Raw genomic sequence first — 12,146 nt, 5'->3', positions numbered from 1 at the left:
AATGGGATGATTCTTATAATCTTACGGCTCAAACTGAAGGTGTTTTGCAAAATGCAAATTTTGACGTAGGCAATGCTGTAAACAAAGGAAAAGTTATTGCAACTATTGATAACGCTACCAATCAAATAAATACGCAAACAGCCCAAGAACAATTGGTGATTTCTAATGAAAACTTGACAGATAATTCGCCAGCATTGCAACAGTTACAACAAAACATTCAGTTTGCTGAAAGTAAATACAGTCAAGATAAAACGCAAGAAGAACGTTATAAAAGGTTATACGAAAGTCAAAGTATTGCCAAAGTTGAATATGAAAATATACAATTGAATGCTAAAAATTCATTGTCAAACTTAAATGCTTTAAAAAAACAAGCAAGCCAAATTTTGCAACAAGCCAAACAACAACAAATAACAATTAAAGGACAAGTAAAAAATAATCAAGTTGTTCAAAATTACAATGCGATACTAGTTACAGAAAGTGGAACGGTGATTAAAAAACTTAAAAACAATGGCGATTATGTTCGTAAAGGCGAAGTTATAGCCACTATTGCAAATGCGCAAAAAGTAGAAGCCGTATTAAATGTTGACGAAAATAGTATTGGCAAAGTGAAACTTGGTCAAAATGTTTTTGTGCGATTAAATAGTAATAAAGACATTGTTTATAATGGAAAAATATCTGAAATTTTATCAGCTTTCGACCAACAAACACAATCCTTTATTTGCAAAGTTATTTTTGATAAACCGATAACAAGTTCTCTTTTTGGAACACAATTAGAAGCCAATATTTTAGTTGGAGAAAAGAAAAATGCCTTACTAATTCCAAGGAATTATGTTGGTTTTGGTAATAAAGTTAATGTAAAAGGCAAAGACGAATACGTAATCATAAAAACAGGAATTGTATCAACCGAATATGTGGAAGTGTTGAGTGGTATTAGTAAAAATGATGTTTTATTACCTTTAAAATTATAAGCAATGAACATAAATAATACCATTGCAAAAACCTATATTTTTTCTAACAAAAAACTTACTGCTGTCGCTGTTTTGGGTGTATTGTTGGGAATGTCGGTCTATATTTTTATGAATAGTTTGTTGGTTGGTTTTGATAAAAGTTCTAACAAATCTATTTTTAGAAACACCGCTCATATTAGAGTGTATAAAGACGATGAAATTAGCAAACCTTTAATCAATGAAAACGATAGTAAATCTATTATTATCAATCCAAAAATTGTTCCTATAAATAGTGTAATCATAAATCCAAATTCGATTATTGAAACGATTTTGAGACAAAAAGAAGTAACTGTTGTAACGCCACAAGTAAATACAAGTGTTTTTTACAATAATGGAAAATCGCAAATTTCGGGTTTAACTGTTGGAATAAAACCCGATGAAGCCAATTTAATGTATAATATAAAATCGTTTATGGTAGACGGGAATTTCGATTTGTTAAAATCCAATCCTAACGGAATTGTAATTGGAAGTGGCATTTCAGAAAAAATGAATTTGGTAGTTAGTGATAATTTAAATTTAACTTCTTCCAAAGGAATAAACCGCACATTTAAAGTAGTTGGTATTTTTAAAACCAATAATTCGGTTACAGACAAAACAAAATCATATATCAATTTATCGGCATCGCAACAATTATTGAAAGAAGGAAACTCTTTTATAACTGATATAAATGTAAATGTAACAGACCCCGAAATTGCTGAAAAAGTAGCCACAAAACTAACGCAAATAACTGGCTACAAAGCCGAAGGTTGGAAACAAGCCAACAAAACCATAATGGCAACCAACAAAATGCGAAAAATGATTATCACTTTCGTTTCGCTAACTATTTTATTAGTGGCGGGTTTCGGAATTTATAATATTTTGAATATGACGGTTTCTCAAAAAATAAATGATATTGCCATACTAAAAGCAATGGGTTTTAAAGGTAAAGATGTGATTAGAATTTTTGTAACACAAGCTATTTCAATAGGAATAATGGGTGTAATTGGCGGTGTAATAATGGCAACTATTTTAATCACAATTCTAAAAAGAGTGTATCTTGGTGGAGACATAGGTTATTTTCCGATAGATTATGAACCTCAAAAATTTGTACAAGGAATAGTTATTGGTTTAATAATAACCTTTTTTGCAGGTTATATTCCAGCCAAAAAAGCAGCAAATGTTGACCCTGTTGATATTTTAAGAAAATAAAAATGAACACAATATTAAAAACAGAAAATATAGATAAATTTTTCCACGATCCAACTGAATTTCAAGTGTTGAAAAACATACATTTTGAAGTGCAAAAAGGTGAATTTTTATCAATGATAGGAAAATCTGGTAGTGGGAAATCTACTTTATTGTATATTCTTTCTACGATGGATACTGATTATAATGGTAATTTATATATTGATAATCAATTGACCACAGGTTTAACAAAAGACCAATTAGCTGAATTACGAAATGAAAAAATCGGTTTTGTTTTTCAGTTTCATTATTTATTGGCCGAATTTTCGTGTTTGCGAAATGTGATGATTCCAGCATTAAAATTAGGTAAATTATCTGAAAAGGAAATAGAAGAACGTGCCTATAACAAATTAGAAATTCTTGGATTGCAAGATCAAGCCCTAAAACCTGCAAGTAAACTTTCTGGTGGACAACAACAGCGTGTTGCTATTGCAAGAGCATTAATAAACGATCCTTTAATTATTATGGGAGACGAACCAACAGGAAATCTCGACAGTAAAAACACCAATATTGTATTTGATATTTTTCAAGAATTGACTCATAATTATGGACAAACCATTATTGCTGTTACTCACGATGAGGATTTTGCTCACAAAAGTGATAGAATTATTGAAATGAAAGACGGCGAGATTTTAAAATAAAAGTCTAATAGATATGACTACTGTAATCATGAATTAGCTTTATCAAATTGAATGTAAAATTACTCTTTGGACATTATTGGGTCTTTAAGAAAAATAAAACTTAGTTATTATGCGCTTATACAATTTATTAATCACAATGCTGACCCTTTCTTCATTTTCTGTATATACACAGGAAAGCTATCAACAACAGCCAATAGCTAATGATCAATGTAATCCTGTTAATCTAAAAAAGCATATTTTATATTTAGCTTCAGATGATTTGAAAGGAAGGTTAACTGGTTCAAAGGAAGAAACAGAAGCTGCGAAGTATTTGATTTCTGAATTTGAAAAATTAGGATTAAAACCCTATGATACCAATTTCATTCAAAGTTTTAATTACACCGTTCGTTTAAATCCTCATGATACTATTTCTATGGGAATACCAAATACGGGAAATAATGTCATCGGGTATTTAGATAATGGGGCCAAAAGAACATTAATTATTGGGGCACATTATGACCATTTGGGTTTAAACGAGCATCATCATTCAACTAAAATGAATTCTGAAGGAGAGATTCATAACGGTGCAGATGATAACGCTTCTGGTGTTTCGGGAGTTTTAGAATTAGCCAGGATGTTTTCTCAAAATAAAATCAAAGAAAAAGCAAACTATATATTTGCCTTATTCTCTGGTGAAGAGGATGGATTGATAGGGTCAAAACAGATGGCTTCCAATCTTAAAGTGTTATATCCAAATGTGGAAGCAATGATTAATTTGGATATGATAGGAAGGTTAAATGATGAAAAATCAATGGTTGTTGGTGGAACAGGGACATGTCCTTCTTTCCCTGAAATTATTGAGAGTGGTAAACCTTCTGGATTTACTATAACGCAGGAAATCTCGGGTATTGGACCATCGGATCACACATCGTTTTATTTAAAAGATATTCCGGTATTATTTTTCTTTACTGGCACGCATTCGGATTATCATAAACCTAGTGATGACGAGGATAAAATTAATTATAGCGGCGTAGAAAATATTGTAAACTATGTATTTAGAACTGCTTATTCCATTAGTGAATTAGACATAATTGTGTTTGCCAAAACCAAAATTAATGCCAAAAAAAATGTACCTAAATACAAAGTAACTTTAGGGATTATGCCTGATTATTCAGAGCACGGAGACGGACTTCATGTTGATGGAGTAATCGAAAATCGACCTGCACAACTAGCTGGAATTAAGATAGGCGATATTATCACAAAAATAGATGAATGCATTATAAAAGAAGTATACACTTATATGGAATGTCTTGCGAAAATAAACTCTGGAGACGAAAAAGCGCTGACAGTTATTAGAGATGGGCAAGTACTAATTGTGAAAGTAAAGTTCTAAAAAAAAAAAACAGATAGGACACTTTTCATTCCTATCTGTTTTCAAATTTAAGGTTAATTTAGAATTTTTACAATAAAGTAGTAGGGCAAATGTAATCGGATTTTAAAAGAGAAGTATTTTTAATTTCTGCAAAACCTCCAATCACATCAACAAAGTTATCCCAACCACGTTGTTTTAATATAGATGCCGCAATCATACTACGATAACCACCAGCGCAATGCAAAATAAATTTTTTGTCTTTTGGAAATTCAGCTAAATGACTATTAATTTCATTTAAAGGAACGTTAATAGCTCCAATTAAATGTTCTGATAAGAATTCGCTTTTTTTCCTAACATCAAATAGTAGTGTTTCATCGAAATTGATTGTTTTTTCAAGTTCCTCGGCAATAATTCTGTTAACGGTATCCATTTCAAATCCTTCATTTTTCCAAGATGCAAATCCTCCATTCAGATATCCGATGGTATTGTCATATCCAATTCTTGAAAGTCGTATCATACTTTCTTCTTCTTTTCCGACTTCGGTAACTAAAAGTATTTCTTGTTTAATATCAGTTATCATTTCGCCAACCCACATTGCAAAACTGCCATCTAAACCAATATTAATGCTGTTTGGAATAAATCCTTTTGCAAATTCAGAGGCATCACGAGTATCGAGAATTAAAGCTCTAGTTTCGTTAGCAGCAACTTCAAATTCTGTTGTATTTAGTGGTGTTTTTGCTTTCTTCATTACTGCATCTAAACTTTCATATCCTTTAATATTCATTAAAACATTAGCAGGAAAATAAGCTGGCGGATTCGTTAAGCCCGTTAATACGGATGTTACAAACTCATCTTCTGTCATTGGTTGCAAAGCATAGTTAGTACGCTTTTGATTACCCAAAGTATCTGTGGTTTCTTTGCTCATCATTTTGCCACAAGCAGAACCGGCACCGTGATTTGGATATACAATTAAATCATCCGATAAAGGCATTATTTTTTCTCTTAAAGAATGGTATAAATGCCGTGCTAATTTATCTTGGGTTAAGTCGGCAACAACGTGTTGTGCTAAATCTGGACGCCCAACATCGCCAATAAATAGAGTATCTCCTGTAATAATTCCGTTTTCTTTTCCGTTTTCGTCAATAAGCATAAAAGTGGTGCTTTCCATAGTATGCCCAGGAGTATGAATGACTTTTACTTTATAGTTTCCAATTTCAAATAGTTGACCATCGGTTGCTGAAATAATTTCATAAGCTGGTTTAGCTGTTGGACCATAAACAATTTTAGCATTGGTCTTACTCGCTAAATCTAAATGACCAGAAACAAAATCGGCGTGAAAATGTGTAAGAAATACATATTTTATTTTTGCATTATCCTTAAACGCTCTATCGATATAAGGTTGCACTTCACGTAGTGGGTCAAAAATTGCAGCTTCTCCATTGTTTTCAATATAATAAGCTGCGTGAGCAATACATCCTGTGTAAATTTGTTCGATTTTCATAAGTAAGATTTTTAAAATTATAACTTTTTTAATGTTTTGAATAACAAAATTATGTACAACAAATTGTATTGAATATGACAATTATCATTAGAAAATAACTTTTTTATCAGTAAATACAGTATGTGACAAATGTCACAGAGTATATTAGATGAGTATATTTTATTTATAAAACATAAAAAAACCATCCTAGTTAAAGAATGGTTTTGAATAATTTTGAATAGTATGTTAAATTGATTTTTTAGCTAAATACCAATCTACCATTTCTAAATCACTTTTCTTTCTTTCGGCTAATGCTTCAATTGTTTTTGGAGCTGGAACAATTACTTTATCTCCAGGTTGCCAATCTAGTGGCATTGCACATTTATGTTCGTCTGAAGTTTGAAGTGCTAATACAGTTCTTTTAATCTCTGCCATATTTCTACCTACATTCAACGGATAGTACATTATCAGTCTTACTTTTCCTTCTGGATCCATTATAAAAACGGCTCTTACTGCTGCTGTTTCGCTTTCTCCTGGTTGTAGCATTCCATATAATTTTGAAACTTCCATAGTAATGTCGGCAACTATCGGAAATTCAAATAATACCCCAGTTTTTTCTTGAACTGCATTTACCCACGCAATGTGAGAATGAATACTGTCGATACTCAATCCCATTAATTTTGTGTTGTGATTTGCAAAGAACTCTTTTTCAAGTGCAAAACCACTCATTTCGGTTGTGCATACCGGTGTAAAATCGGCAGGATGTGAAAAGAATACTACCCAACTTCCTTTATTGTATTCTGAAAATTTTAGTTTTCCAGTTGTAGTTCCAGCTTCAAAGTCTGGAGCCATATCGCCAATTCTTGGCATTAAAATTACTTTTTCTTCCATTGTTATATTATTTGATTATTATTTTACTGATACAAATTTAGCTTAGATAAAAGTTCTCTTTTGTGATATTTATCACATTACATAGAAAAAAAATATCACATTTTAAATATTAATAGTTTTTAACTATAAATGTATTTGAAAAATTTATTTTTTAAAAAAACCTCTTTCTGTGATAAAAGTTACAATGATTACAATTGTTTATAAATAAGTTTGAGAACTTAAAATAAAAGACTGTGAAAAAAATTATGTTCATAAGTGTGTTGGTGTTACTACTTTTTTCTTGTAATAAGAAAAAAGAAAACTATGTACCAACTACTATCGAAGAGGAAAATGTGGTTTCTGAAAATCTTGAAGGTAAAAAGTTAATGGAAACCAATTGTTACACTTGTCATAGTCCAGCGGCACCACAAGACGAAGGTAGAATTGCTCCGCCAATGGTTGCAATAAAAGCGCATTATATAACCAATGAAACTACTAAAGAGGAGTTTATAAAACATTTTAAATCATTTGTAGAAAACCCAACCAAAGATAATGCTCAAATGTATGGTGCTGTAAAACGTTTTGGAGTGATGCCAAAACAACAATTTCCAGAAGAAACTATAACAAAAATAGCGGATTATATATATGATTATCAAATAGAAGAACCAAGTTGGTTTGCAAAACATTGGGAAAGTGAAGGAAACGGTAAATGGCAACAATCTGGCAAAGGTGCAATTGTTGAGAATAAAGTAAAAAATATTGAAGAAATAGGTATGAATTATGCCTTGTCGACCAAAAAAATATTGGGTAAAAATCTAATGAGTGCCATACAAAAAAAAGGAACTCTTAACGCTTTAGAGTTTTGTAATATAAAAGCAATGCCGCTTACCGATAGTATGGCGACAAAATATAATGCAACTATAAAACGTGTATCTGACAAAAATAGAAATCCTAAAAATAAAGCCAATGCTGAAGAACTTCACTATATAGAACAATTCAAAGCTGATTTGGTTGCCAACAAAGAACCAAAACCAGTTGTAATTGAAAAAGGAAATAAAGTACAGTTTTATTACCCAATTCCTACCAATACAATGTGTTTGCAATGCCACGGTACAACTGAAAATTTAAAACCCGAAGTTCGTGCAAAAACTTTAAAATTGTATCCTAAAGATTTAGCCATAGGATATTCAGAAAATCAAGTTAGAGGTATGTGGAGTATAACTTTTAATAAAAAATAGATGTTTCACTTATAACAAAAAAAACAAATGAAAATTATACCAACCGAATATCAAATTACAAGTCCACTTATTCAAGATACCTATCTTGTTGATGGAGAGTTAAAAAAATGGACAGGCGAAACATCAAATGTATATTCAACCATATCATCAACAACCGATTATGCACCAACATTACTTGGTACTATTCCATTTATGACCGAAGTGCAAGCTATGGAAGCAGTTGATGCTGCCGATAAATCCTATGCGAACGGACAAGGTATTTGGCCTACAATGAAAGTTTCTGACAGAATTAAATGTATGGAAGATTTTGTTTATCAAATGAAACATACACGAGACGAGGTTGTAAAACTTTTGATGTGGGAAATAGGTAAATCACTACCTGATAGTGAAAAAGAATTTGATAGAACTGTTGAATATATTTATGATACTATTGCAAGTTATAAAGAATTAAATAGCCGTGCAGCAAAGTTTTCTAAAGTGCAAGGAATAAACGCTATGATTAGACGGAGTTCGCTAGGAGTTGTTTTATGTCTTGGTCCTTATAATTATCCGCTAAATGAAACTTTTACTTTGCTAGTTCCTGCATTAATTATGGGAAATCCTGTAATATTTAAACCTGCAAAACACGGTGTTCTATGTCTTTCTCCATTACTAGAAGCTTTCCAGAGCAGTTTCCCAAAAGGAGTAATCAATATTTTATATGGTCGTGGTCGTGAAGTTGCTTCGCCAATAATGAAATCCGGAAGGGTTTCAGTATTGGCATTAATAGGAAATAGTAAATCAGCAACTGCCTTACAAGATTTGCATCCTAACAAAAATAAATTACGACTTATATTAGGGTTAGAAGCCAAAAATCCAGCTATAATATTACCTGACGCTAATTTAGATTTGGTACTTTCTGAATGTGTTGCTGGTTCATTATCATTTAATGGACAACGTTGTACTGCTTTGAAAATTTTATATGTTCACGAAGATATAGTTGAAAAATTCAATGAAAAATTTACCCAAAAAGTAGATAAGTTACTGTTTGGAAATCCTTGGGAAACAGGAGTTTTTTTAACACCCTTGCCCGAAAAAGATAAACCAGCTTACATACAAGAATTAATTGACGATGCTATAAGCAAAGGTGCAACAGTAATCAATAAAAAAGGTGGCGAAACAATAGATAATTTTATATTTCCTGCTGTAATTTATCCAGTAAATAAAGAGATGCGAGTGTATCAAGAAGAGCAATTTGGACCTATTGTACCTATAATTACTTTCAAAGATATTCAAGAACCTTTAGATGATATGGCGGCATCTGATTATGGACAGCAGGTGAGTTTATTCGGAAAAGACATAAAAACAATTGCTCCATTAATCGATACATTGGTCAATTTAGTTTGTCGTGTTAACTTAAATAGTTCTTGCCAACGTGGTCCAGATGTTTTTCCGTTTACGGGTCGAAAAAACTCGGCTGTTGGAACATTGAGTATTCACGATGCTTTACGAGCTTTTTCAATACGAACTTTTGTTGCATCGAAAGACAATGATTATAACAATGAAATTTTGCAAGAATTGCTTAACAGCAAACAGTCAAATTTTATCAATACCGACTATATTTTGTAAATATTATTTAAATGAAAAAAAATATCCTTTTAGCTCTAAGTTTGATAATTTTAAGTAGTTGTCATAAAGAAAATGAAGTAATTAATAGTAGCGAAAAACCAATAGATAAACTACTTAGTGGTAATTTGCGTTTCACCGATGGAAAAGCATTAAATATTCATCATAATTTAGAAGCTGTTACTAAAACCAGAAAAAAGCAAAATCCATTTGCGGTGGTTTTAACTTGTTCTGATAGTCGTGTTGATCCTGATATAATTTTTGACCAGGGAATTGGCGATTTATTTATTGTAAAAAATGCAGGAAATTTAATTTCTGATATTGATTATGGAACTATTGAATATGCAGTTGAACATTTAAACGTAAAATTAATAGTTGTTCTTGGTCATACCGATTGTGGTGCCGTTAAAGCATTTGTAAGTGATGATAATAAACATTACAAAGAACATAAGTCGCATATTGATGATATTATATCTCAAATTGACAATGAAAATGAAATTAAAAAATTAGATGTGAAATCTAAAGATTATTTAATTAATTGCATAAAAGCTAATGCATTACATTCAGTTAAACAATTGACAGAAGATAAACTAATTAAGGAAAATAAAGTTAAAATAGTTTCTCTTTTGTATAATGTAGCAAACGGAAAAGTCACTCATTTATGAAAATTCATCTCAAAGACCTTATATTGGTCAGTATTCAGTTTGTATTGTTTGGTTTTTATACAATAGATTTTGATTGGTCTTTGGGGTTTTCTTATTTTTTTAAAACAATAGGTTTATCCTTTTCAATTATAGGATTTTTAATAGCATTACTTGCCGTTTTACAACTCAACAAAAATATTTCTCCTTTTCCAACTCCAAAAGAAAATGCTGTTTTATTAGAAAATGGACTTTTCAAATATGTTCGTCATCCCATTTACACAGGAATAATTTTTATGTTGATGGGATATAGTGTTTATCAAAATTCTATTTATAAATTGTGTATTACTGGGCTGTTGATGTTGCTTTTTTATATTAAAACTGACTATGAAGAAAATCAATTAATAAAGAAATTCCCTGAATACATTTTTTATAAACGTAAAACAGGGAAATTTTTTGTTAGATTTTTTTAGCATTAATAACTCGTATCGTCCAATTTCACCTTTCCATTAAAAGTGCTATACAAAAAGTAAAAATATCCTGCTAATAGTGGCGTTCCTATAACTACAATAGTGAGCATTATTCCCAATGATTTTTGAGAAGATGCAGCGTTGTATATCGTTACATTATATTTTGGATCTATTGTTGAAATTAGTAATGTTGGATAAAGTTGAATTGCTACCAGCATTAATAAAAACATCATTGTAATTGATGAAAATACTAAAGCCAGCATATATCGTTTTTTAGAAACCAATCTCGGTACATTTGCCACTGCAAAAAAAGACAAAATTGGTACAATAAAATAAATAGGATTGGCTCTAAAATTTTCGGTTACTTTTGGTATAAAAACTAATGTGTAAAGTGTCATTATTCCGAAAGTTATGATAAAAAATATCATTCCTCTTCGCAATAAAAAAGTTAATCTTGCGTGTAATCTACCTTCCGTTTTTAATAAAAGATAAATGGCACCTTGTGTCATAAATAATGCTAAAGTTGTAAAACCAGTCATTATTGCATACGGATTTAAAAAAGAGAAAAATACACCACCTTTATAACTATGATTTTCGCCTAATGGGAAACCCTGCAAAATGTTTCCGAGAACAACGCCTAATAAAAAAGCAATCATAATACTAGAAACGCTATACACAATATCCCAAGTTTTTCGCCACCACAACATTTCTTCAGCACTTCTAAATTTTATTGCAGCAGCTCGAAGTACGTTGAACATTAAAAACAGCATAAACGGAACATACATTGCTGACAACATTGTAGCATACATTACTGGGAAACCCGCAAACAATGCGCCACCACCAATAACTAACCAAACTTGATTGGCATCCCAAACAGGAGCGATGGCATTAATAGCGATTCTGCGGCTTAAATCTTTTTGAAAAAATAAATGCCAAGCACCAGCACCAAAATCAAATCCCTCCAAAATGGCATAACCAGAAAATAAAAGACCTATAACCAAATACCATAAGGTTGGATAGTCAATTCCTAAAAAATATTCCATAATTAATGATTTTAAGTTTTTTAGAACGATTGAAAATTTACTGGTTCGTTGATTTCATCATAAGGTCCGTGTTTTATTTTTTTATTGACCATATAAATAAACAGAACCAATAAAAGTGCATAAACAACTGTGAACATTATTAATGAAAATACAATTTGATTGGCTGAAACTTCTTGGGAAAAAGCATCACTTGTTCGCAAATGTCCATAAACTACCCAAGGTTGTCTTCCCATTTCGGCAGCAAACCAGCCCACTTGATTGGCTATTTGAGGTAAAAAAACAGAAAATGAAAATATCCATAAAAGCCATTTTGTATTAAATAGTTTTTTGCGCCACCACATATAACAAGCAAATAATGTTAATCCGATTAAAGTCATTCCGATAGCAATCATTATATGATAAAACTGAAAAACGGCGTTGATTTGGCTTGGTCTATCTTCTTTAGGGAAACTATTTAATCCAACAATTGGTGCTTTAAAATCTTGATGTACCAAAAAAGACAAACCACCAGGAATTTTTAATCCAGTAACTTCTTGTTTCTCTTTATCAACATATCCAAATAGGTATAGATCTGCT

The 12,146-nt window shown here is 31.3% G+C and carries 12 protein-coding genes; 8 read left to right on the top strand and 4 right to left on the bottom strand.

Features of this window, described 5'->3' with window-relative positions:
* The 4 genes from P8M54_RS07775 to P8M54_RS07760 all read left to right on the top strand — a co-directional run.
* The coding region (locus tag P8M54_RS07775) for an efflux RND transporter periplasmic adaptor subunit (protein ID WP_300286922.1) at positions 1 to 968 on the top strand (968 nt) is incomplete at its 5' end.
* Positions 969 to 971: 3 nt separating this feature from the next.
* Positions 972 to 2,195, top strand: coding sequence for an FtsX-like permease family protein (locus P8M54_RS07770; protein WP_300286920.1), 1,224 nt, complete (start codon positions 972 to 974; stop codon positions 2,193 to 2,195).
* A gap of 2 nt (positions 2,196 to 2,197) precedes the next feature.
* Positions 2,198 to 2,872 carry an ABC transporter ATP-binding protein gene (locus tag P8M54_RS07765; RefSeq protein ID WP_300286918.1) on the top strand — a complete coding sequence of 225 codons (675 nt, stop codon included), beginning with the start codon at positions 2,198 to 2,200 and terminating at the stop codon, positions 2,870 to 2,872.
* Between the two features lie 109 nt (positions 2,873 to 2,981).
* Positions 2,982 to 4,244, top strand: a complete 1,263-nt coding sequence (locus tag P8M54_RS07760) for a M20/M25/M40 family metallo-hydrolase (protein ID WP_300286916.1) — start codon at positions 2,982 to 2,984, stop codon at positions 4,242 to 4,244.
* A 67-nt stretch (positions 4,245 to 4,311) separates the two neighbouring features.
* On the opposite strand, the gene P8M54_RS07755 is transcribed toward P8M54_RS07760, so the two are convergent.
* Entirely contained in the window at positions 4,312 to 5,724 is a 1,413-nt protein-coding gene (locus P8M54_RS07755; RefSeq protein WP_300286914.1) for an MBL fold metallo-hydrolase, read from the bottom strand.
* A gap of 225 nt (positions 5,725 to 5,949) precedes the next feature.
* On the bottom strand, positions 5,950 to 6,594 hold the full coding sequence (locus P8M54_RS07750) for a peroxiredoxin (protein ID WP_300286912.1): 645 nt from the start codon (positions 6,592 to 6,594) through the stop codon (positions 5,950 to 5,952).
* A gap of 233 nt (positions 6,595 to 6,827) precedes the next feature.
* On the opposite strand from P8M54_RS07750, the gene P8M54_RS07745 reads away from it, so the two are divergent.
* Genes P8M54_RS07745 through P8M54_RS07730 form a run of 4 tightly spaced genes read left to right on the top strand, consistent with a single transcriptional unit; the run spans position 6,828 to position 10,530 of the window.
* Positions 6,828 to 7,811 (top strand): DUF3365 domain-containing protein, encoded by a 984-nt coding sequence (locus P8M54_RS07745; RefSeq protein ID WP_300286910.1) that lies wholly within the window; start codon positions 6,828 to 6,830, stop codon positions 7,809 to 7,811.
* A gap of 27 nt (positions 7,812 to 7,838) precedes the next feature.
* Complete coding sequence (locus P8M54_RS07740; protein WP_300286907.1) at positions 7,839 to 9,419, top strand: NADP-dependent glyceraldehyde-3-phosphate dehydrogenase; 1,581 nt, start codon at positions 7,839 to 7,841, stop codon at positions 9,417 to 9,419.
* A gap of 11 nt (positions 9,420 to 9,430) precedes the next feature.
* Positions 9,431 to 10,081, top strand: coding sequence for a carbonic anhydrase (locus tag P8M54_RS07735; protein WP_300286905.1), 651 nt, complete (start codon positions 9,431 to 9,433; stop codon positions 10,079 to 10,081).
* Positions 10,078 to 10,530 (top strand): isoprenylcysteine carboxylmethyltransferase family protein, encoded by a 453-nt coding sequence (locus P8M54_RS07730; RefSeq protein ID WP_300286903.1) that lies wholly within the window; start codon positions 10,078 to 10,080, stop codon positions 10,528 to 10,530. The genes P8M54_RS07735 and P8M54_RS07730 overlap by 4 nt, the downstream gene beginning before the upstream one ends.
* 2 nt (positions 10,531 to 10,532) lie before the next feature.
* On the opposite strand, the gene cydB is transcribed toward P8M54_RS07730, so the two are convergent.
* Positions 10,533 to 11,570, bottom strand: coding sequence for a cytochrome d ubiquinol oxidase subunit II (cydB, locus tag P8M54_RS07725; RefSeq protein WP_300286901.1), 1,038 nt, complete (start codon positions 11,568 to 11,570; stop codon positions 10,533 to 10,535).
* Positions 11,571 to 11,590: 20 nt separating this feature from the next.
* Positions 11,591 to 12,146, bottom strand: a 556-nt coding sequence (locus P8M54_RS07720) for a cytochrome ubiquinol oxidase subunit I (protein ID WP_300286899.1), incomplete at its 5' end; no start/stop codon positions are given.

This window comes from Flavobacterium sp. (genome assembly GCF_029242675.1).
In the GTDB taxonomy this organism is placed as follows: Bacteria; Bacteroidota; Bacteroidia; order Flavobacteriales; family Flavobacteriaceae; genus Flavobacterium.
This window is presented reverse-complemented; position numbering and strand designations above follow the sequence as displayed.

Coding starts and splice junctions, on each gene's coding strand:
- P8M54_RS07770 (WP_300286920.1), top strand. CDS start 972: ATGAACATAAATAATACCATTGCAAAAACCTATATTTTTTCTAACAAA.
- P8M54_RS07765 (WP_300286918.1), top strand. CDS start 2,198: ATGAACACAATATTAAAAACAGAAAATATAGATAAATTTTTCCACGAT.
- P8M54_RS07760 (WP_300286916.1), top strand. CDS start 2,982: ATGCGCTTATACAATTTATTAATCACAATGCTGACCCTTTCTTCATTT.
- P8M54_RS07755 (WP_300286914.1), bottom strand. CDS start 5,724: ATGAAAATCGAACAAATTTACACAGGATGTATTGCTCACGCAGCTTAT.
- P8M54_RS07750 (WP_300286912.1), bottom strand. CDS start 6,594: ATGGAAGAAAAAGTAATTTTAATGCCAAGAATTGGCGATATGGCTCCA.
- P8M54_RS07740 (WP_300286907.1), top strand. CDS start 7,839: ATGAAAATTATACCAACCGAATATCAAATTACAAGTCCACTTATTCAA.
- P8M54_RS07735 (WP_300286905.1), top strand. CDS start 9,431: ATGAAAAAAAATATCCTTTTAGCTCTAAGTTTGATAATTTTAAGTAGT.
- P8M54_RS07730 (WP_300286903.1), top strand. CDS start 10,078: ATGAAAATTCATCTCAAAGACCTTATATTGGTCAGTATTCAGTTTGTA.
- cydB (WP_300286901.1), bottom strand. CDS start 11,570: ATGGAATATTTTTTAGGAATTGACTATCCAACCTTATGGTATTTGGTT.